18 protein-coding genes and 1 pseudogene are annotated in these 21,535 nt (G+C 62.5%); 18 read left to right on the forward strand and 1 reads right to left on the reverse strand.

Annotated elements, in window-relative coordinates; genetic code table 11:
• The first annotated feature begins 6 nt into the window (after window positions 1-6).
• Genes KOL99_RS11120 through KOL99_RS11130 form a run of 3 tightly spaced genes read left to right on the forward strand, consistent with a single transcriptional unit; the run spans window position 7 to window position 2,898 of the window.
• On the forward strand, window positions 7-528 hold the full coding sequence (locus KOL99_RS11120) for a hypothetical protein (protein WP_216510544.1): 522 nt from the start codon (window positions 7-9) through the stop codon (window positions 526-528).
• Window positions 507-1,718, forward strand: a complete 1,212-nt coding sequence (locus KOL99_RS11125) for a GNAT family N-acetyltransferase (RefSeq protein WP_216510545.1) — start codon at window positions 507-509, stop codon at window positions 1,716-1,718. Before KOL99_RS11120 ends, KOL99_RS11125 begins: the two co-directional genes overlap by 22 nt.
• Window positions 1,719-1,767: 49 nt before the next feature.
• Complete coding sequence (locus tag KOL99_RS11130; protein ID WP_216510546.1) at window positions 1,768-2,898, forward strand: polysaccharide deacetylase family protein; 1,131 nt, start codon at window positions 1,768-1,770, stop codon at window positions 2,896-2,898.
• A gap of 41 nt (window positions 2,899-2,939) precedes the next feature.
• On the opposite strand, the gene KOL99_RS11135 is transcribed toward KOL99_RS11130, so the two are convergent.
• A complete protein-coding gene (locus KOL99_RS11135) occupies window positions 2,940-3,698 on the reverse strand; it encodes a DUF4114 domain-containing protein (RefSeq protein ID WP_236026061.1) in 759 nt (252 codons plus the stop codon).
• Window positions 3,699-4,139: 441 nt separating this feature from the next.
• Between KOL99_RS11135 and prsT the strand changes: the two genes are divergently transcribed.
• From prsT to tnpA, 15 genes and pseudogenes are all read left to right on the forward strand, one after another.
• Entirely contained in the window at window positions 4,140-6,779 is a 2,640-nt protein-coding gene (gene prsT / locus KOL99_RS11140; RefSeq protein ID WP_328760150.1) for an XrtA/PEP-CTERM system TPR-repeat protein PrsT, read from the forward strand.
• A gap of 16 nt (window positions 6,780-6,795) precedes the next feature.
• Window positions 6,796-8,178 (forward strand): TIGR03013 family XrtA/PEP-CTERM system glycosyltransferase, encoded by a 1,383-nt coding sequence (locus tag KOL99_RS11145; protein WP_216510548.1) that lies wholly within the window; start codon window positions 6,796-6,798, stop codon window positions 8,176-8,178.
• A gap of 39 nt (window positions 8,179-8,217) precedes the next feature.
• Window positions 8,218-9,021 carry a polysaccharide biosynthesis/export family protein gene (locus tag KOL99_RS11150; protein WP_216510549.1) on the forward strand — a complete coding sequence of 268 codons (804 nt, stop codon included), beginning with the start codon at window positions 8,218-8,220 and terminating at the stop codon, window positions 9,019-9,021.
• Between the two features lie 17 nt (window positions 9,022-9,038).
• Entirely contained in the window at window positions 9,039-10,529 is a 1,491-nt protein-coding gene (locus KOL99_RS11155) for an XrtA system polysaccharide chain length determinant (RefSeq protein ID WP_216510550.1), read from the forward strand.
• Between the two features lie 35 nt (window positions 10,530-10,564).
• Complete coding sequence (locus KOL99_RS11160; RefSeq protein WP_216510551.1) at window positions 10,565-11,395, forward strand: XrtA-associated tyrosine autokinase; 831 nt, start codon at window positions 10,565-10,567, stop codon at window positions 11,393-11,395.
• Window positions 11,396-11,413: 18 nt separating this feature from the next.
• Complete coding sequence (locus tag KOL99_RS11165) at window positions 11,414-12,568, forward strand: XrtA/PEP-CTERM system-associated ATPase (protein WP_216510552.1); 1,155 nt, start codon at window positions 11,414-11,416, stop codon at window positions 12,566-12,568.
• Window positions 12,565-13,806, forward strand: coding sequence for a TIGR03016 family PEP-CTERM system-associated outer membrane protein (locus KOL99_RS11170; RefSeq protein WP_216510553.1), 1,242 nt, complete (start codon window positions 12,565-12,567; stop codon window positions 13,804-13,806). The genes KOL99_RS11165 and KOL99_RS11170 overlap by 4 nt, the downstream gene beginning before the upstream one ends.
• Window positions 13,803-14,696: an XrtA system polysaccharide deacetylase gene (locus KOL99_RS11175; RefSeq protein WP_216510554.1), complete on the forward strand. Its 894-nt coding sequence runs from the start codon at window positions 13,803-13,805 to the stop codon at window positions 14,694-14,696. The genes KOL99_RS11170 and KOL99_RS11175 overlap by 4 nt, the downstream gene beginning before the upstream one ends.
• Window positions 14,693-15,727, forward strand: coding sequence for a FemAB family XrtA/PEP-CTERM system-associated protein (locus tag KOL99_RS11180; RefSeq protein ID WP_216510555.1), 1,035 nt, complete (start codon window positions 14,693-14,695; stop codon window positions 15,725-15,727). The genes KOL99_RS11175 and KOL99_RS11180 overlap by 4 nt, the downstream gene beginning before the upstream one ends.
• A gap of 10 nt (window positions 15,728-15,737) precedes the next feature.
• Entirely contained in the window at window positions 15,738-16,934 is a 1,197-nt protein-coding gene (locus KOL99_RS11185; protein WP_216510556.1) for an aminotransferase class V-fold PLP-dependent enzyme, read from the forward strand.
• Between the two features lie 31 nt (window positions 16,935-16,965).
• Window positions 16,966-17,796 (forward strand): exosortase A, encoded by an 831-nt coding sequence (gene xrtA, locus KOL99_RS11190; RefSeq protein ID WP_216510557.1) that lies wholly within the window; start codon window positions 16,966-16,968, stop codon window positions 17,794-17,796.
• Window positions 17,796-18,458, forward strand: a complete 663-nt coding sequence (locus KOL99_RS11195) for an exosortase C-terminal domain/associated protein EpsI (protein ID WP_216510558.1) — start codon at window positions 17,796-17,798, stop codon at window positions 18,456-18,458. The genes xrtA and KOL99_RS11195 overlap by 1 nt, the downstream gene beginning before the upstream one ends.
• A gap of 33 nt (window positions 18,459-18,491) precedes the next feature.
• Window positions 18,492-19,967 carry a lipopolysaccharide biosynthesis protein gene (locus tag KOL99_RS11200; RefSeq protein WP_216510559.1) on the forward strand — a complete coding sequence of 492 codons (1,476 nt, stop codon included), beginning with the start codon at window positions 18,492-18,494 and terminating at the stop codon, window positions 19,965-19,967.
• Between the two features lie 3 nt (window positions 19,968-19,970).
• Window positions 19,971-20,867: a glycosyltransferase family 2 protein gene (locus tag KOL99_RS11205; protein WP_216510560.1), complete on the forward strand. Its 897-nt coding sequence runs from the start codon at window positions 19,971-19,973 to the stop codon at window positions 20,865-20,867.
• Between the two features lie 144 nt (window positions 20,868-21,011).
• Window positions 21,012-21,437, forward strand: a pseudogene (gene tnpA / locus KOL99_RS11210) (IS200/IS605 family transposase); the annotation flags it as partial.
• Window positions 21,438-21,535 lie beyond the last annotated feature (98 nt).

The raw sequence follows: 21,535 nt of genomic DNA on the forward strand, positions 1-21,535 counted from the left end.
GACGTCATGCAAGGGGGCGGCAAGTGCCAGTTGCAGGTGGTGTACCACTCGGGCGGTCCCCTCACCCTTTCCGACAGGGTGAGGACCTTCGTGCTGCGTCTGAACAGCGCGCTTAAACGGCGCCTGGTGCACCACTTCAGCGCTATGGAGCAGGCGAGCGCGGCGGGGGCGTGCGCCATAAACCGGGCCGCGAACCGCCTGCTTTCCTCCCCGGGCGCCTGCTACCAGCCTGGGGACCAGGTCGAGGTGCTCACCATGGAGGAGATCCGGCGCACCCTGGACGGCAACGGCTGCTGCGGCAGGCTGCAGTTCATGCCCGGGATGGCGCGTTTCGCGGGGACTCGGTGCACGGTCTTGAAGCCGGTGCGGACCATGTTCGATGAGCGTGCCTGGAAGATGGTCCGGGTGAAGGACACGGTGGTGCTGCGGGACGTGATCTGCGACGGTGCGGGGCTCTACGACAAGGAGGGGTGCGACCGCTGCTGCTACTACTTCTGGAAGACCGATTGGCTGCGCAAGGTGCGCTGACCATGGCCAAGGACTCCACCCCACTCACCGTCTCGCTTGCCGACGGCTGGGAGGCGACGGCCTACCGGCAGTGGTCCTTCCCGCGGGAGTTGGCCGAGCGCTGGGACGACCTCGCGCAGGCCTACGGCGACCTCGGTGTTTTCCTCACCTTCGAGAGCTTCTCCTGCTGGTGGCACTCCTTCGGCGGCGCCGCACGCCCCCTGGTGACGGTCCTTGCCAGGGACGGAGAGGTGAAGGGGATCTTCCCCTGCCGACTGGTCACCGACGGCAAGGGGAGGAGCAGCGGGATCCGCTCCCTCGCCAACAGCGAGACCCACTGTTTCGATTTCCTGGTGGCCGAAGAGGAGCGCAGGGCGGCGCTGACCGGCTTTCTCCTCGCAGCGGCGCGGCTTTTTCCGGGCGAGACCATCACGATCGACAAGCTCCCCGCGGCCGGACCGAACACGCCCCCCCTGCTGGAGCTTCTGTCGTTAAGAAGCGGGTGCTCGCAGCACGGCTTTCACCCCAGCGCCCCCTTCCTGGAGGTGCCGCGAAGCGAGGCGGAGCTTTTGGCGCGCCTGTCGGGCAGGGTGCAGAAATCGCTGAAGCAAAGCCGGAAACGCGCGGCCCGGGAGGGGGGGGTGCTGCTGCAGGCGGTGACCGGCGGCGAATCCCTCGACGCCACCCTTTCCGAGATGTTCGAGGCCGAGTACCGCAGCTGGAAGGGGGAGGCGGGGACGGCGATCAAGTGCCGGCATGACGCGGAGAGCTACTACCGCGCCCTGGCCCGGTGGGCCGCAGAGAGCGGGTCGCTGGTGCTGTTTCTGCTCAGGCTGGACCAGCGCGTCACCGCGGCCTGCTTCTGCCTGGCCCGGGGTGGCACCATCTTCATCCTGAAGACCGGCTATGACAAGCAGTACCGTCAGTTCACCCCTGGGCTTTTGCTGCTGGCCGAGGTGCTCACCTGGTGCCGGGAGACGGGAGGTTACCAGCTCTGTGACCTGCGCGGGGTCTGCGAGCCCTGGAAGATGGAGTGGACCGACCGGACCGGGGCGAGCGGGACGGTCAGGATCTTTCCCGCCTCGTTTTCCGGCACGCTCAGCTACCTGACCAGTTACGGCTGGAAGGAGTTCCTGAAAAAGTTACCCCCGGTCCGCTACGGCCTCAACCGGGTCAGGCGTAAGGGCGCCTCCGCCGCGGCCGTGCCCTGATGTTTTTCCTGGTTGTCGTAACTGCTGGGCCCCGAAGGGGAGGTGGATCATGGTGCTGGTCATCACCATCGACACGGAAGAGGATAACTGGGGCGGTTACACGGACCGGAACTACTCGCTGGAGAACCTGAAGCGCATCCACGACCTTCAAGGCCTCTTCGACCGCTACGGCGTGCGCCCCACCTATCTGATCAACTACCCGGTCGCCACCGACCCGCTGGCGATAGAACTTTTCTCCGACCTTTTGGACCGAGGCAGGTGCGAGGTCGGCATGCACTGCCACCCCTGGAACACCCCGCCCTTCGAGGAGCCGCTCTGCTCCTTCAACAGCATGCTGTGCAACCTCCCCGAGGAACTGCAGTTCCGCAAGCTCGAGACGCTCAGAAACGCCATCCGTGACAACCTCGGCATCGCCCCGGCATCGTTTCGAGCCGGGCGCTGGGCCTTTGGCAGCGCCACTGCACGCTCGATCCAAAAGCTAGGCCTCAGGATAGACACCTCGGTCACCTCCTATACCAGCTGGACCGACTCCAACGGCGTCGACTATAGCAGGGTCCCACCCCATCCCTACCGTTTCTCCCCCGGGGATATCTTTCTCAGCGACGACAGCGGCGAGCTCCTGCAGTTCCCGGCCTCGGTCGGCTTCCTGCAGCACGATTTCGAGATCTGCCGCCGCGCGCACGAACTGCTGAAGAAGCAGCCACTCAAGAAATTGCGCCTGTGCGGCATCCTGGACCGGTTGAGGCTGTTGAACAAGGTGGCGCTTTCCCCCGAGACCGCCACGGGGGCCATGATGGTCAAGCTGGCCGAGCGTTTCCGGGCCCTGCGCATCGGCTACCTGAACCTGTTCTTCCACTCGAACACGCTGGTCAAGGGGCTTTCCCCCTTCAACAAGCGCGACGGCGATACCGAGCGTTTCTTCCACAGCCTGGAAGAGTTCCTTTGCTACGCCCGGGATACCGGGATCGAGTGCTGCACCCTGAAGGAGGTTCGCCTGGGCGACTTCTGCCCCTGCGGCAGGGAGCTGCAGGAGTGCCGGAGCGCCTCGCGGCTCCTTTTGGACGGGACCATGCCCGGCATCTTCGACACCGACAGCGTCGGCGCCCGTGCGGCGCGGGGAGGGGGCGCCGGGGACCACTCCCCGGCGCCCTGGGACCTGCCGCGCCGCGGCGGGAGGTAGGGCGTGTCACTCCTGTCCGCTGCTGTCGTCGCCCGGATGTGTCAGGCGTTTTTGCGCCGCTTGCCGTAGATGGCCAGGCCGAGGAAGCCCGTGCCCAGAAGGAGCATGGTCCCCGGCTCCGGAACCGGCGCGACCGATTCCACCATGAGCACCAGGTCGTTGTAGTCCCGGTCGCCGCCGCCATAGGTGTCCTCGAAACCGAACACGTACTCGTTGGGGAGCCACGGGGTATAGGCCGGACTGCCGGGAAGGCACACCTCTCCCCCTTGGCTCGCGTAGGCCACCATGTGGTCGAACCCGTCGCCGTTGCGGGTGGTGTCGCTGTAGAAGATATTGGCGCCGTTGTCGAAGTAAAAGCCGAATACGTTGGAGTCGAAGCGGTGGTCGGTGAAGGTTTTGCGCGCGTAGTCGGCGACGGTCAAGGTGAGGTCCGGGTCGAAACTGAAGGAAACCCTGGTGCCCGCTCCGGCTCTCCCGCTGAAGAGTTCGGCCCTGTTGTTGACGTTGCTCGCGTCGTAGATCCCGAAGCTGTTCACGTCGGCGTTGCCGGCGATCTCGAGGATCATGGTCGCCGACGACGTGCCGCATCCCCCGGTGGTCCACAGGGCGTCCTTCCGGTCCGACATGTAGTCGGTGAAGGCGTTGACGCGGCTTACGCCTCCCGCCGTGATGCCGTCGAGGATCTGCTGCATGTTGAATTCAGAGCCGTCTCCCCCCCCTGAGGGGTTGATGGCAGTTGCGGTCGCGCTGTTCGCTGCCAAACAGAGCACCGCGGCAAGTGTTGCTGCTAGTCGTTTCATCGTTGGCCTCCTTGGTGTGTATTAATTTGCGTTCGCCAATGAAGCAACGGGCGTGCCATGCCCTCCACCGTGCTGAAACTGCGCCGTTTACCACGGCGCGGGTGAGTGGGCCTGGCAGCGGATGTAAAGATTCCCGACAGATGGCGGTGACGGGGGGGGCAGTGTAAGCATGTTTGTATAAAATAATGTGTTGCGGCTTATTAATGCGAGTGCCTAAAGAGAGGGCTGATGCCCTGAACCGCCGGCTTCGAACTTTCATTCCTGTATGAAAAAACACGATAGTTGAACAGGTTTGCTCTTATCTGCACCCCCCTTGTCACTCAGGTCGATAAATTATTTTGCTTGCGTTTTCGCCATTAAGTGTTAAATTTTTCGACACAGATTTTAATGTTTTTAAGCTCACTGTTTGGCGGCGCTTACTGCCTTTGTGGAGGTTTCGCTGTGAGAATATCGCTCCTACTTCTGGTTGTCGTCGCGACGTGTGCTGCCTGTGGCAGCAAGACCAAAGAGACCCTCTATGAGGAGGGGGTGAAACAGATGCAGTCCAACCCGAGCGCGGCGGTGGTTTACCTGAAAAACGCCCTCGAAAAGGACGCGAACTTCTTCGAGGCGCGCTTCCAGCTCGGCAAGGCGTACGCCGCACTGGGGAAGGCGGAGCAGGCTGAAAAGGAGTTCAACAAGGTTCTCACGCAGAACCCCTCCCGGGACGAGGTGGTCCTGGAACTCGCCAGGCTGGCCAGCGCCACCGGCAAGGGGGAGCGCGCCGCGGAGCTGTCGCTGCAGTACCTCTCCCGGCATCCGGGAAGCCCCGAGGGGCTCGAGGTCGCCGGTGAGGCGCACGCCGCGGGCAAAAAGTACCAGGAGGCGCTCTCATTTTTGACCCGCGCCCTGAAGGAGGACCCCGGGCGCGCTTCGGCCCGGCTCGCCCTGGCCACGGTGCAGCTCGCCATGGGGCGGCGCGACCAGGCGGGGCAGGAGCTGAACCAACTACTCGCCGCCGATCCGCGCAACCTCAAGGCGCTCTACATGCTTGGGAGCCTGGAGCTGGCCGCCGGTAACAGGGACCGGGCCGCCGCGACCTACCAGCGGATCATCACGCTGGACCAGAAGCAGGTCGCCGCGCGCTTCAGGCAAGGGGGGATCTGGCTCGAGCAGGGTGAGGCCGGCAAGGCGGAGGCGGCAGCCGACGGGCTTATCAAGGATTTCCCCACGCGGGGGGACGGCTATCTCCTGAAGGGGATGGTCGGCTACTACCGGAAGAACTACACCGACGCCATCGCGCAGTTGCAGCAGTCCAACAAGCTTGGCCCCACCCTGGAGGCCTACCGCTTCCTGGGGCTTTCCTACTACAGCAAGGGGGAACTGGAGACCGCACTCTCCCAGTTCCGCGTCATCCTGGACCGGGTGCCCGATTCCCGGCGCGCCCGCCTCATGACCGCCCAGATCCTGCTGATGCAGAAGCGGACCGACGACGCCGTGGCCGAGCTGAAGAAGGTCCTCGCCACCAACGATGCCGATGCAACGGCGCACAACCTTTTGGGGAGCGCCTACGTGCTCCAGGGTGAGTTCGATGAAGGGATGCGCGAGCTGGACCGGGCGACCAGGCTCGACCCAAAGCAGGTGAGCGCGTATCTAAGGAAGGGGGCGCTTTATTTCAGCAAGGGGAAGGAAGCCCAGGGGGAGAGCGAGCTTTTGAGCGCCGTGAAGGCCTCCCCCGACGCGCTGACCGGAAGGCTCCTCCTTGCCTCGCACTACCGGCGCCTTGGCAAGAGCGACAAGGCGGCGTCCCTTTTGAAAGCCGGGCTCACCGGCGGGAAGGGTGACGCCCCGCTGTACAACGCGCTTGCCGCGCTGCAGCTCTCCGCTGGGAAGAAGGACCAGGCGGTGGCAAGCCTCGAGGCCGCCAAGAAGGCGGACCCGCTCCTGGCCGCGAGCTACCAGCTTCTGGCCGGCTACTACGCCTCCCTGGCCGACTACCAAAAGGCGATAGCCGAGCTGACCCTGCTGCAGTCGAGGGTCCCCGGCAACCTCCAGGCGCTCCTCGGGCTCGCCTCGCTGAACGCCGTTGCCGGCAGGGACGCCGATACGCTGGCCTGGTACCAGAAGGCGACCGCGACCGGCAAGATCGAAGCGTACCTGGCGCTTGCCGCATACCAGCAGATGAAAGCGCCGCAAAAGGCGCTTGCCACCCTGGACGAGGCGATCAAGCGCGAACCGCGTGCCGCGGCGCCCCTCGAGGCGAAGGGACGCCTGCTGCTGGCCCAGGGGGAGCCGCAGAAGGCGCTCAGGGTCTTCGAGGAGCTCTCCGCCCTCGATGAGGAGCGCGGTGCCTTCCTGATGGTCGCCGCCTACCTCGCCATGAAGCAAAAGGGCAAGGCCGTGGAGCAGGCCAAGGGTTACATCGCGCGCCACCCCGACTCCGCGCGGGGCTACCTCCTTCTGGCCAAGGTGTACCAGGGAACCGGCGACACCGCCTCGGCTCTCGCCCAGGCATCGCGTGCCGTCCAGATCGACCCGGCAAGCGTCCAGGCCCGCATCCTCCAGGGGGAGTTGCAGCGCGCCAGGAGGGACTACCCGGCCGCGCTCGCCTCCTTCCAGGGGGCGCTCAAGGTGCAGCCCGACTCGGTGCCGGCCCGCTTCGCCCTCGCCTCGCTTCTGGAGGAAAGCGGCAAGAAGCGGGAGGCGGCACAAAAGTATCGGGCCATCGTGGAGCTAAACCCAAGCTACGCCCCGGCGCTCAACAACCTGGCCTACTTGAGCGCCGACGGCTACGGCAGCAAGGAGCAGGCGCTGCGCTACGCCATCGACGCCTACCGCCTGGAACCGGGCAACCCCGTCGTCACCGATACCGTGGGGTACGCCCTGTACCGCAACGGTCGCAGCCAGGACGCGGTCAAGGTGCTGGAGCGGGCGGCGGCGCTGCTGCCGAAGGATCCGACGGTGCGCTATCACCTGGGGCTTGCCTACCACCAGGCGGGAGACCGCGCCCGTTCCCAGAAGGCGCTGCAGGACTCCCTCTCCCTTGGGGAATACCCGGACAGCACGGCGGCGAGGACCCTCCTGGCCCAGTTGAAGCGCTAGCCGTTTTAGAGAAGCCATGGATCTGCGCATTCCCTTTTACATCTGCATCGACGCGGTGCTGGCCCTGATGTCGCTGGTACTGGCAGCCGGGGTCCGCTTCGGCCGGTTCACCCAGCGCGGGGACTGGGATCCCGCCACCGGGGCGAGAGCCGGCGCCATCTTCGTCCTGGTGGCGCTGTTCTCCTCGTACCTGATGGAGGTCTACACCCTCCCCAGGGACAGCAGAAAGCGCGACATCCTCGCCACCTGCGTCCAGGGGGGATGCGCCGCCTTCTTCTTCCTCTCGGTGGTGTACTACCTCGCCCCGGAACTGATGCTCGGGCGCGGTGTGCTCTTCTTTGCGCTCGGCTTTTTCGTGCTGTTCCAGTTCGCCTGGTACGCAACCTCAGGAATCGGGGCGCGCAGGGTCCCCTTCTCCAAGCGGGTCCTGATCCTCGGCTCGGGCGACCTTGCCTGCCAGCTCGGGGGGCTTTTGGATTCCCAGCCGGGGCCGTTCACCCTGGCGGGGTACCTCGAGTGCGAGGGGGGGGACCGCCCGGTCGGGACGGTGCACCAGCATGAGGTCTTCGGCTCCCAGATCGTCCCCTGGTCCGGCGAACTGCTGCAGACAGCGCTGGAACACAAGGCGTCGACCATCGTGGTGGCACTCGCGGAGAGGCGCGGCGTGCTCCCCCTGCAGGAGATGATGCGCTGCAAGCTAAACGGCGTCGAGGTGCTGGACGCCCCGGCTTTCTACGAGATGATCCAGGGCAAGCTCCTCCTGGAGGAGATGACCCCCTCCTTCATCATCTTCTCCAGCGGCTTTCACCGCAGCGCCTTCGCCAAGGTGTACAAGCCGGCCATGGACGTCATCCTGTCGCTTACCGGGCTCATCCTGGCCGCGCCGCTGTTCCCGTTCGTCGCCCTGGCCATCAAACTGGACTCGCCGGGGCCGCTGTTTTTCAAGCAGGTCCGGGTGGGGAAGGGGGAGCGCAATTTCACCCTTTACAAGTTCCGCTCCATGCGGGTGGACGCCGAGCGCGAAGGGGCCGTGTGGGCGGCCAGAAACGACGCGCGCATCACCCGGGTGGGCTCCTTCCTGAGGAACTCGCGCATCGACGAGCTCCCCCAGCTCTACAACGTGCTCAAAGGGGACATGAGCTTCATCGGTCCCCGCCCAGAGCGCCCCGAGTTCGTGGAGGACCTAAAGCGCGACATCTACTACTACTCGAAGCGCCACACCATAAAGCCAGGGCTCACCGGCTGGGCCCAGGTGCGCTACCCCTACGGCGCCACGGTGCAGGACGCCATGGAGAAATTGCGCTACGACCTGTACTACATCAAGAACCTCTCCTTCCTCCTGGACATGGAGATCCTCTTCGAGACGGTGAAGGTGGTCCTGTTCGGCCGCGGCAGGTAGGTTGACAAGGCGGCCGGCGTGCCGCATCGGGAGGAAGTCATGAGAGTCGCGGTTTTGCTGCTGGTGCTCCTTTTGTTCCTCGCCCCCTTGAGCGCGAGGGGCGCGGACTACGTGATCGGGGAAGGGGATAGCCTCGATATTTCCGTCTGGGGGGTTAAGGAACTGAACTTCCCGGTGAAGGTCCGCCCCGACGGCAAGATCACGGTGCCTGGGCTCGGGGAGGTGGTGGCGAGCGGTTCCACCCCGAGCCAGCTCCAGACCATGCTGGGTGGGCGCCTGAAGGAACTGGTGAAGAACCCCATCGTCACCGTGACGGTCCGGGAGATCACCAACTCCAAGGTCTACATCTTCGGCTCCGGCGTCAAGGCCAGCGTCTACGACCTCTCGAGGCGCACCACGATTTTGCAGCTTCTGTGCATGCTTCCGGAGGTGAAGTCGGCCGATCTGAGAAACGCCTACCTGTTGCGCGAGGGGAAGAAGTTGACGGTCGACCTGCACCGTCTCTTCGTCCAGGGGGACACCAGCCAGGACCTCCTGCTCGCGAGCAACGACTCGCTGTTCGTGCCGCTTCTGACCGACCGAAGCGTCTACGTGCTCGGGGCGGTCAACGCGCCCAAATCGATCGAATACCGCGAAGGGATGAAGGTGATGGAGGCGATCCTCGAGGCGGGAGGCTTCACCAAGTTCGCGGACCAAAACGACGTGGTGGTCAGGAGGAAGGAGGGGGAGCAGTCCCGCTCCCTGGAGGTGAAGGCCAAAAAACTCTTCAAGGAGGGGGACCTCTCCCAGAACATCGACCTGAAGGCCGGGGATTACGTCCTGGTCAAGGAAGCCTTTTTCTAGCGGACAGGAGGTAAGCCGTGCAGGAATCGGAATACAGGAAGTACATACAGCTCGTGGCCAGGCGCAAGGAGCTCTTCGTGGTGAGTGCCCTGGTCATCATGACCGTGGTCTTTCTGGTGAGCTACCTCTTGCCAAGAAAGTACGAATCGTCGAGCACGGTATTCATCGAGAAGAACGTGATCTCCGACCTGGTGAAGGGGCTCACGGTGACCCCCTCCATGGACGACACCATCAGCGTCCTCACCTACGCCATCACCAGCCGCACCCTGCTCACCAGGGTGGTGGACAGCCTGGACATGAACCTCGGCAAGGAGGGGAGCGAGGAGCTCATCAAGGACGTGCAGAAGAACCTGACCGTCAAGGTGAAGGAGAAGAACAACCTCTTCACCATCTCCTTCGTGCACAACGACCCGCGCATCGCGCGCGACCTTGTGAACACGCTGGTCAGGTTCTACATCGAGGAGAAGACCTCCTCCAAGCGGGGTGAGTCCTACGGCGCCACCAAGTTCCTCTCCGAGCAGATCCAGACCTTCAACCAGAAGCTGCAGCAGGCCGAGGACGGGGTGAACAGCTACAAGAGGTCGCAGGGGGGAGTGATCGCCATCGACGAGGGGAAGCTCTTCGAGGAGATCAACGTGGCCCAGCAAAAGCTCTACGATCTCGAACTGAGGCGCCGCCAACTGGAGGGGATGCGGCAGGTCACCAGGAAGGCCAACGATCCCATGCAGGCCAGGCTATTCGCGCTGCAGAAGAAGCTGGACGACCTGCGGGTGCAGTACACGGACAGCTATCCCGAAGTGCTCACCGTAAAGGGTGACATCGAGGCGGTCCGGGAGCAGATGAAGGCGCGCGGGGCCGCCGAGTCCCAGCCACTTGACCCGCAGGAGATGGCCAAGATCGACTCCGAGATCGCCGCCCTCAGGGTGACCGAGGCCGGCCTCAGGCGCCACATCGCCACCAACCGGGCCACCCTGCAGAGGATCCCCGAGGCGAAGGCTGGGCTTGCCAAGCTCGAAGTGGAGCGGGAAAACCAGAAGAAGATCTACGACGAGCTCTACTCAAGGCACGGCCAGTCCGAGGTCAGCAAGCAGATGGAGGTGCAGGACAAGTCCACCACCTTCCGCGTCATCGACCCGGCGGTGCTTCCCACCCGCCCCGCGAGCCCCAACCGCCTTGCCATCATGCTGCTCGGCATCGCAGGCGGGGTGGCGGGAAGCCTGTTCCTGCTGGTCATGCTGGACCAGCTGGACGCATCGGCCAAGGACGTGGATTTCGCCAAGTCGCTGGGAGCGCCGCTGCTCGCGGTGGTGCCGCGCATGCGGGTGAGCGAGGAGGTGGCCCGGGCGCGCAGGAAGAGCCAGGGGGTGTTTGCCGTCGCCGCGCTGTATTTCCTGCTCCTTTTGGCGTTCCCGGCCATGGAGCTCATGGGGCTTCCCTACATGGACCGGGTCCTGGACCGGACCACCCAGGCGGTGTCCCCCCAGGGGGGCAAGGGGCTTGTGCGCTGACCTGACCGACTTCAGCCTGACAAAGCGAGGGTTATATGAGCAGAATCGAAATGGCAATGGAAAAAGCGGCGCGTCAGAGGCAGCAGGGGGAGGTCGAGCCCGCGCGGCAAGTGCCACGGGCGCCCGCCGCGCACACGCTTCCCCCGCAGGTCCCGGCGGCACGGGTCCTTTCCCCGGAAAACCCCTTCCTGGTCACCATCCACGAACCGCACAGCCAGGCGGCGGAGGAGTACAGAAAGCTCAAGAGCGTGCTGGTGAAGCTGACCGACGGCAACCCCTTCAAAAACGCCATCATGGTCACGAGCTCGGTCCCCGGCGAGGGGAAATCGCTGACCTCGCTGAACCTCGCGGTCAGCCTCGCCCAGGGGCTCGACCACACGGTGCTCCTCGTGGACGCCGACCTGCGCCGCCCCTCCCTGCACCACTACCTGGGCTTCGAGCCGCGGGCGGGGCTCGCCGACATCCTCAAGGGGGAGGCGGCGATCGAGGACGCCATCATCCAGACCGGCATCGGCAAGTTAGCCGTGATCGGCAGCGGCGCCCCGGTCGAGAACCCGGTCGAGCTTTTCACCTCGCAGAAGATGCGGGCCCTCGTGGACGAGCTCAAGGCGCGCTACCCGGACCGCTACCTCATCTTCGACACCTCGCCGGTGCTCCTCTTCGCCGAGAGCCGCTCGCTGGCCTCGGTGGTGGACGGCGTCGTGTTCGTGGTCATGGAGCGCCTGGCCAGCCAGGCCCAGATCAAGGAGGCCTACGACCATCTCAAGGGGGCGGTGCTCGGCGTGGTCTACAACGGGGCCGAGTCGGCCCTGAAGGACCAGCGCTACAGCTATTCAAGGTACTACGAGGCCCAGCCGCAGTCTTAGCCGGGGGGGCTAACAGACATGTACGAAGCGTTCTTCAGTTTCAAGAAAAAGCCGTTTGAACTGGTGCCGGACCCGGACTTCATCTACCTCTCCCGCTCCCACAAGAAGGCGGTTACCTACCTCGACTACGGCATCCGGGAACGGGCGGGCTTTCTGCTTCTGACCGGCGACGTGGGGAGCGGCAAGACCACGCTCATCCGCGACCTGATCGGGAAGAAGTACGAGCGTGCGGTGCTCGCCAAGGTTTTCAACACCCGCGTCAGCGTCGAGCAGCTCCTGAGCATGATAAACGACGACTTCGGCCTTGAGGTTGACGGCAAGGACAAGGTGGCGCTGCTTCGCGACCTGAACGATTTCCTGCTGGAACAGTACGCCGCCGGCAACCACCCCATCCTGATCATCGACGAGGCTCAGAACCTTGAGGCGGGGCTTTTGGAGGAGGTGCGCCTGCTCTCAAACCTGGAGAGCTCGCACAACAAGCTTTTGCAGATCATCCTGGTGGGGCAGCCCGAACTGCGCGAGACCATGGCGAGCCCGGGGCTTATGCAACTGCGCCAGCGCATCAGCGTGAGTTGTCACCTGCACGCCCTGGGGAGGGAGGAGACCGAGGCCTACATCCGCCACCGCCTGGAGGTGGCGGGAAACCGGGAGGCGGTCAGCTTCGCCCAGGAGGCGCTGGACCAGATCTATCACTTCAGCCGCGGCATCCCCCGCCTGGTGAACATCATCTGCGACTTCCTCATGCTCGCCGCCTTCGCCGACGAGACACGGGCCATCTCCGAGGAGATGACCCGCGAGGTGGCCCAGGACCTCGACTTCGAGAGGACCTACTGGGGAGTCGCGCCGGCGCCGCCCCGGGAGGCCGACGCCACGCGCTCCGTGGAACGGGGGGGCGCGCTGGAGCGGATCGAGAGGCGCCTGGACGCCATCGACGGCGAGCTGGGCGCGCGGCTTCAGGGGGCGCTTAGCGGGGTAGAGCAGGGGATGCAGCTGATGCAGGCGGAGTTTTCCGGCCGGATCGGGAAACAGGACCGGCAGGTCGCCGAGCTCGGGGAGAAGGTGGAGACCGTCTCCTGCGCCATAGAGAGCCTGGTGCTCTCCTCGCCCGCCCGTCCCGCCGCGGTGAGCTTCGCGCGGCGCCTCATGGGGTTCGGCACGGGGGGGAAGAAATGAAGCCCTCGACCCTGACCACGCTCTTCGCAGCGGCCGCGCTGCCGCTTTTCGCACACGCCGGCGCCGGCGCCGCCGAGTTCCGCTTCACCCCCTCGCTGGTAGTCGGGGAGGAGTACAACGACAACCTGTTCCAGAGCTCGACCCGCCCGGTCACCGAGTACGTGACCCGGGTGCAGCCAAACCTCGCACTGAAAGGCGAGGGGGGAGGGGTCAAGGCCGACCTCTCCTACGGGTTCGACTACCGCTACTTCGCCAGGAACAGCCGCGCCGACCAGTTCGACCACCGTGCCGCCCTGGCGGCCGGGTTCGGCGCGACGGGGGACTTTTTGCACCTGGACCTCTCCGACACCTACAGCCGCGTCTCCGCCAACGTGGCCCGCGACGTGACCGCCGAGAGCCTCGTGGTGAGCCAGACCCTGCAAAACAGCGCCCTCGTCTCCCCCTACCTCACCTGGCACCTCCCCGGCAACTCGACGCTCGTCACCGGCTACCGCTACCGTGACGTCCGCTACTGGGGGGGGAGCGGGGTGGACAAGACCGAGCACGACGGCTACGCGACCTGGAGCCGCGAATTGACCGAGGGGCTCGTGCTGAGCGCCCAGTACAGCTACGCGAGGGTCAAGTCCGACGTGAACAGCCTCGACCGGCACGAGACCTACTTGGGGCTTCGCTACGACCGGGCCACCGGGAGCTTTATCTACGGCAACCTGGGCTACGACTGGCAGAGCTTCGACAACGGCAGAAATACCGCCGATCCCTTCTGGGACGTCGGCGCGAGCCGCGACTTCGGTTTTCTGGTCGCCGCCCTGGGCACCAAGGTGCAGTACACCGAGGACCCGGAGACCATCTCCACGAGGAACGTGAGCCACTACGCCACCTTGAGCCGGAACTTCTCTCGCGGCCTTGCGAGCTTCAACGCCTCGTATTCGAAGTACGACAAGCAGGCGCTACCCGGGCGCGACGTGCAGAAGAAGGTGTTCCTTGGGCTTAACGGGCGCTACGACCTGCGCACGGACCTGGGGGTCACCCTGAACCTCTCCGGGGACCGCCTGTCCCGCTCCCTCGGGGGCGAGTTTCCCTATCACCTCTACGGCAACGTTGGGCTCGACTACACCCTGAGCACGCATGCGGTACTCGCGGCGAACTACAGCTACATCAGCTACCGCAACGACCTTGGGAGCACCAAGGGGGGGACCGACGTGAACCGCGTCATCGTCGAGCTGAGGCTGTCCCGGTGACGCTTTTAAATGCCCTCACCGTCGACGTCGAGGACTACTTCCAGGTCTCCGCCTTCGCGCGCCACGTGGACCGCGGCGACTGGGACAACTACCCGCTGCGGGTGGAGCACAATACCGCCCGGGTGCTCGACCTCTTCGACCGCTTCGGCGTGAAGGGGACCTTCTTCGTGCTCGGGTGGGTGGCCAGGCGCTGCCCCGCCCTGGTGCGCAGCATCCGGGACCGGGGGCACGAGATCGCCTGCCACGGCTTCGGGCACCAGCTGATCTACGACCTCGACGCGGCGGCATTCAGGGAGGACGTGCGAAGCGCCAAGGCCCTTTTGGAGGACACCGCCGGCTGCCGGGTGCGCGGCTACCGCGCCCCTAGTTACTCGATCACGGCGCGATCGCTTTGGGCCCTGGACGTCCTCATCGAGGAGGGGTTCGAGTTCGACTCCAGCGTTTTCCCGGTCTACCACGACATCTACGGCCTGCCCGGCGCGCCGCGATTTCCGCACCTGATCCGGCGCCCGGCGGGGGTGATCAGGGAGTTCCCGCTCACCACCTACCCGCTGCGCCTTGCAGGTCGGGAGTACCTGCTCCCTGTGGCGGGGGGAGGGTACCTGAGGCTTTTCCCCGCCTCCTTCCTGGCCCGCTGCATCGGCTCGATCAACGGCAGGGAAGGGGAACCCGCGGTGCTCTACTTCCACCCCTGGGAGCTCGACCCGGACCAGCCCCGCATCCGGGCCGGAGCCAGGAGCCGCTTCAGGCACTACCTGAACCTGAAGCGGACCGAGGGGAAGCTGAGCAGCCTCCTTGCCGGGCTCGATTTCGGCACCATGAGCGAGTCCATTGCGGCGCGCTACGGGGAGGACGCGCTGCCGGCGGCGCCCCATGGGGCGTACCCGTGAGCGGGGTCACCGTCGAGCTCTACCGGGGGGACGGCGTGGAGTGGGATCGCTTCGTCGCCACCCAACCCGGGGCGACCAGCTACCACCGCTACCTCTGGAAGGACGTGGTGCATAAAAGCTTCGGGCACACCGGGTACTACCTGATGGCCCGACGGGGCGCCGAGCCGGTCGGGGTGCTGCCGCTGTTCCACATGAAAAGCGTGTTCTTTGGCAACTTCCTGGTCTCGGTCCCCTTCTTCAACTACGGCGGGGTGCTGGCTGGCGACCCCGCCGCGGTGCAGCCCCTTCTGGATGAGGGGGCAAACGTCATGGCGCGCTGCCGCGCCACGCACCTTGAGCTGCGCCACCTGGGGGCGCCGCTCGCCGGGCTCGCCACGCGCAGCCACAAGGTCACCATGATCCTCGACCTCGCGGCGGAGTTGGACAACCAGTGGCGCGGCTTCGACCCCAAGCTGCGCAACCAGGTGCGCAAGGCCCAGAAAAGCGGCCTCCATGTGGTGACCGGCGGCCCCGAGCTTTTGGACGGCTTCTACCGGGTGTTCTGCCGCAACATGCGCGACCTGGGGACCCCCGTTTACGGCCGGGAATTCTTCGAGAACGTGCTCCGGGCGCCGGATGCCCGGGCGCGTGTCGTCTCGGTGCTGCGGGGCGGGGAGACGGTCGCCTCCGGCATCATGACGCGGTTCCGGGACGCGGTAGAGGTACCCTGGGCCTCCTCGATCCGGGACTACCGGGAGCTCTGTCCCAACAACCTGCTCTACTGGGAGGCGATCCGCCTGGCCATCGAGGAGGGTGCGCTCTGCTTCGATTTCGGGCGCTCCACGCCGGGCGAGGGTACCTACCAGTTCAAGAAGCAGTGGGGCGCCCGCGCCGTCGCGCTGCACTGGCAGTACCTGCTCGCTCCGGGGGCGCACCTCCCCGATCTGAACCCCTCGAACCCCAAGTTCCGAATGGCCGTCGAGGGGTGGCGCAGGCTTCCCGTGGCGCTCACGAGGTTCCTGGGACCGGCCATCGTCAGGAACATACCCTAGAGGAGGGGCGATGCGCATCGGCAGAACACTCCCCCCGGCGGCGGCGCCCCTCTCCCTCAAGGAGGTCATCTCCGGAGTAGCTGCCCTTTTCGACGGGGAGAGGGCCATCGAGAGGTTCGAGGCGGAGTTGAAGCAATACTACGCGGTCCCGTACGTCTTTCTGCTGAGTTCCGGGCAGGCGGCCCTGGCCGTCATCCTGACCGCCCTGAAGCAGGCGAGACCGGGACGGGACGAGGTCATCATTCCCGCCTACACCTGCTACTCGGTCCCGGCCGCCGTGGTGAGGGCGGGGCTCAGGGTGCGTCCCTGCGACATCGACCCGCGCACCCTTGACTTCGACTGGGAGCGGCTGGAAGAGGCCCTCAAGGGGGAGCGCGTCCTGTGCGCCGTCGCGACCCACCTTTTCGGCGTACCCGCCGACGTCGGGCGCCTGAAAGCCTTGGCCTCCCGACACGGCGTCGCGGTGGTCGAGGATGCGGCGCAGGCCATGGGGGGGGAGGTCGCCGGGAGCAAGGTCGGCACCCTGGGCGACGTGGCCCTCTTCAGTCTCGGGCGCGGCAAGGGGCTTTGCACCGTATCCGGCGGCATCATCCTGGCCGGCAGCGGCCCCTTGGGCCGTGCCATCGAGCACGACGTGTCGACGCTGCCGCGCGAAGGGTGGACCGACGCCCTGAAGGCTTTATGCTACGCGCTCGCGCTCATGGTACTGGTCCGTCCTTCCCTGTTCTGGCTTCCCAAGGGTCTTCCCTTTCTGGGGCTCGGGGAGACGGTGTTCGACCCGGGGTTCGTAATGAAGCGGTTGGGAACCTTCCAGGCGGGGCTAGCGCGAGGGTGGCGTGAGAAAATCGCCAGGCTGCGCGATACGCGTCTTCGCCACGCCGCCTTTTTGGAGCAGGCCGGCGTCGCCGCGGCGGTCTCCTTCAAGGGGGCGTTGCCGGACCTGGTGCGTTTCCCCGTTTTGGCGGAGGATCCTGAGATGAGGAAGTGGCTGATCGAGAAAAGCGAAGAGCAGGGGCTGGGCGTGACGGGGGGGTACCCGGAGGCGGTGACCCGGATCCGTGAGCTCCAGGGGGCGCTGGCGGAGGGAGCGGCGCCGCAGGCTGAGCAGGTAGCCCGGCGGATCGTGTCGCTGCCGGTCCATCCGCTGGTCACTCAGCGCGACCTGGAGCGCATCGCGGCGCTGTTCAGGGGTGGGAACGGTCAATAACAGGGCGCCGGTAACGAGACAGGGGATGGCGATGGCACTGGCACGAAACGACAAGATCAAGCTGGCTTTGCTGCTCATGCTGTGGTTTGTGGTCATCTCGCCCGTGCTGCCCGAGATGGTGCGGGAGTGGTCCGGCCATTCCGACAACAACCACGGCTTCCTGGTGCCGCTCATCGCGCTCTACCTTGTCTGGCAGAAAAAGGAGGAGCTTGCCGGCGCGGGGATGGAGAGCTCCCGGTGGGGGTGGGTGGTACTGGTGGCGGGGCTGGTGTCATTTTTGTTGAGTCTCGCCGGCGGTGTTGCCTTCACTGCCCGGGTGGCGGTGGTTATATCGCTTCTGGGGCTCGTCTGGTACTGCACCGGGGCACGCTGGACCAAGGTGCTCGCTTTCCCGGTGCTGTTTCTTCTTTTCATGATCCCGGTGCCGGTCTCCGTGATCGGCATGGTCTCCATGCCGCTGCAGCTCATGGCCACCAAGCTTTCCGCCCAGATCATCCAGCACCTTTCCATCCCGGTGTACCGCGAAGGAAACATGCTCTACTTCGTGGGGACCCAGCTTGAGGTTGCCGAGGCCTGCAGCGGGGTCCGTTCCATCATGTCGCTCACCATGCTGGGGACCATCTTCGCCTACATGTCCAGAACGGGGTGGGGCAGGCGCATTGCGCTGGTGCTTGCCGCCATACCGATCGCCATGGCCGCCAACATCCTGAGGATCACCGGTACCGGTGTCCTTGCCAACTTCTACGGGGACCGGGTAGCCCGCGGTTTTCTCCACGAGTTTTCCGGGCTGGTGGTTTTCGCCTTCGGCCTGGCCGTCCTCGGGGTTTTGTACACCCTGCTGAACAGCAAAAAGGTGGCGTGATGCGAAATGCAAGCTTCATCACCGCGTTAATCCTGCTGCTTTTGACCGGCGTAGCCAGTACCCTGATGGCGTATCGGCCCGTTCCCGTGGTGGTCGCCACCAACCTGGAAAAGATACCGATGGAGATCGACGGTTACCGTGCCGTCGAGGACACCTTTCCCGAGTCCGTGTACAAGGAGTTGAACGCCGACAAGCACGTCTACCGCCACTACCGCTCCCCCGACGGCAGCGTCATCGATCTCTACATCGGCTACTACGGGACGGCGAAGGGAGGACGCACCGGGCACAACCCGTATGCATGCCTGCCGGGAGCAGGAGCTGCAATAGTAGATACCGGCATTGTCGATTTAAAGCAGTTGAGCACCAACAGGACAGTCCCTGTTAACTATATATTGGCTCATACAGATGATGGTAATCTGGTGATGGTCCACTGGTACCAGACCGCTCGGGATAAAGTAGTTTCGAGTGGGTGGAGTCAAAACCTGCAGCGGTTGAAGGGACGCCTTTTGCACAACAGGAGCGATGGTGCATTTATACGAGTCAGCATCTCGGCTACAGATAAAGACCTTGCTACGCAGAAAGAGAAGGCAGTGCGGTTTTCTGCAACCGTCTTGAATATCGTTCCTTCCTACTGGCCTCTTGAGGAGACTGTAGGTCACTAGCTCCACTTCTTTACTGCAGGTAGGACGGTTCGTATGTTCCCAAAGCTGAAAGGTAAAGCGAAGTTTCTTTTCGAGGCAGATGGCACAATCAAAGAGCGAACCATCAGGAGCGGGATCTGGATCAGCATGGCTTCAGGCCTGGTTCGGGTCTTCGAGTTCGTTCGTTCAATGGTGCTTGCGAGGCTTCTGCTACCGGAACTCTTCGGGATCATGGCCATTGTTCTCTTTGTAATGGGGGCTGTCAATGTAGTCACAAGTACCAGCTTCAAGTCCGCCCTGATCTATCGCCAGGATGACATAGAAGACGCAGCCAACACAGCCTGGACGTTGAACATCATCAGAGGTGGCTTGCTCTTCGTCATCCTGCTCATACTTGCACCGGCAGTTGCCACATTTTACAAGGAATCAGTACTTAATTCTGCCATACGATTCATAGCTTTTTCACTTCTTATCGAATCGTTTGGAAACATCAACACTGTCGTTTATGAGAAGGAGTTAAACTATCGACGGATTACCATTGCGAAAATTTTTACCAGCGTCATAAATATCGCAACGGTTCTGATCCTCGCCTGGGTTTATAGGAACATATGGGCTTTGCTGGTTGGTAGCCTGATGAGCAGTTGTTTCAATACCATCACTACGTACATAATTCAGACCAAAAAGCCAAGACTGTGCTTCGACAAGAAACTTGCAGCAGAGCTGTTCCATTATGGAAAATTTGTCACCGGCACCAGTATATTAGTATTCTTCACCTTGACAGCTGCTGATGTCGTGCTTGGGAAACTGCTGACTTTTCGGGAGTTAGGTTATTATAGCTACGCTTTCACCATAGCTAATTTGCCAACAACACATATCACGGCGGTCATTTCAGAGATCGTTTTTTCGGCCTACAACGCCATCAAGTCGGATACGGAGAAGTTGATCTCTGCGTTCCAGAAGATCTTCAAATTTATAGCGATAGTTGCAGTACCTGCAGGGTTTGGAATATACGCGCTTTCGGGGGAAATCGTTCTCTACATTCTGGGACCGGGGTGGCAACCAACTCTAGCTCCACTTCGAGTTTTGATCATCTTTGGCGTGATTAGATCGCTTGCCGCGACTACTGGGCCTATTCTAACGGCGATTGGAAAACCGAACGTTATGTTCTGGATCGTCCTCTTTAAGTTTTGTCTTATCGTATGCTTATTGTACCCATTAATAACGTTTTATGGCACAGTTGGGGCAGCTCTCGCTCTGACCATTCCAATAGTGATCGAGCAATTCGCCCTGTGGTACATGATTAAAAAGGCCTTTAGTGTAAGTCTGCTCCCTTTTATAGCCACAGTTATTCGAGTCTCCTGTTTCTCGCTTTTGATGCTTGCAGCTATAGAGATGTTGAAGGTCTTAGTCCCTGTAACGTCCTTGCTATACATATTTCTGAACGTGGTGTTTGGGGTTGTGGTGTACGGGGCTTTGGTGTGGTTACTGGATAAAGAGAGTGTCAAAGATCTAGGTGCATTGCGGAGGTGATGGATGGATATCTCTATAGTTATACCTACTTATAACAATTCCCGGCGTTTGATGCTAACCTTGTCACACTTTGCCGAATGGGTTAAGTTTCCTGATGCCGGCGTTGAACTGGTGGTAGTGAATAACAACTCTCGAGACGATACCGATGAGGTAGTTAGAGCCTTCGTGGGAAGGTTGCCAATTAAACTGGTGGTAGAACCTCGCCAAGGGATAAGTCGTGCCAAAAACGCAGGAATCGCCAATGCTGCTGGCAAGTTGCTGATTTTTACCGATGACGACGTAATGCCAGGGCCTATGTGGGTGGAGGCTTATTGGGAAGCCTATCTTCGAGACTCCAAGCACTATTTTTGGGGGGGAAGTGTTATATCAGATTTTGAAGCAGGTCCGCCGAACGCTGAAATTCTTAAATTTGCTCCCCCTTCAGTTTCAGGTATGGACTTGGGAGCGGTTCAGCGTTGCATTGAACCTCCTGAATATTTCATCGGTGCTAATTGGGCCTGTCCACGTGAGGCACTGCGCGACGTCGGAGTGTTCAACGAATCCCTCGGTCTTAATCCATCCCAACCAAACCCTATGGTCGGTGAAGAAACGGATCTGATGGATCGACTCAGGTGCAACGGGTACCGAGGATGGTACTTGCCCGAAGCTACTGTTCATCACTTTGTTCCCAGTTCGAAAGGTACCGTGAAGCATGTAGCTGATAGGAAAGAAGGGTTTGGGTACTACAGTCATCTGGGGAAAGCGACGCCGCGGTGGGCATATCGTTCCTACATAGAGAACGGAATCAAGAGCTTCTTCTACCGGATTTTCGGCAAGGACCACTCAGCGGAATACATACTGTACAAGGAAGCAAAGGGAGTCTTGAGGGCCGCGCGTGCAAATCTGATGCGGAGGAATTAGCCATTACGGTTAAATTCCTTTAGGTAATCCCCCGGCTTTGCCGGGGGACTCACAACGTTCGACAGTTCCTGAAAAATAGAGAAGCCTCCCTAACCGTGAACCGCTCAAAGATCACGAGAAAAGGAGGCCTCTCTTGGACGACAGCAGAGTTTATGTCACTCGAAGTGGGAATGCAAGTGTCATGTTGTATGGATACCGAAGGGGCGCCGAAAGGTGCTGTACGGACGGCTACGTAAGCATTTGGGCGATGTATTGCACACTCTTGCAAGGCAGAAAGAATGCCAGATACTCGAAGGGCATCTGTGTAACGATCATGTTCATGTGCTGATATCGATACCACCGAAGTACTCCATTGCGCAGGTTATTGGTTTCATCAAAGGTAAGAGTGCCATTCATGTGGCAAGATCGTACCTTGGGCAGAAGAAGAACTTCAACTGGATGAGCTTTTGGGCACGCGGCTATTTCGTTTCAACTGTTGGCGCAGGTGAGGATTTTATCCGCACCTACATCAACCAGCAGGAGATAGAAGATAAGCGGCTCGACCAACTGACAATGTTTAACGAAGGATGACCACCGGTAGGTGGTCAGAAAATCTTTTGAGCTAACCGCTTTGAGCGGTCCACGATTTTAATAAAGCCCCCGGCTCTGCCGGGGGATACTTACTGGGT

The sequence above is a fragment of the Geomonas azotofigens genome (genome assembly GCF_018919395.1).
Lineage (GTDB): Bacteria > Desulfobacterota > Desulfuromonadia > Geobacterales > Geobacteraceae > Geomonas > Geomonas azotofigens.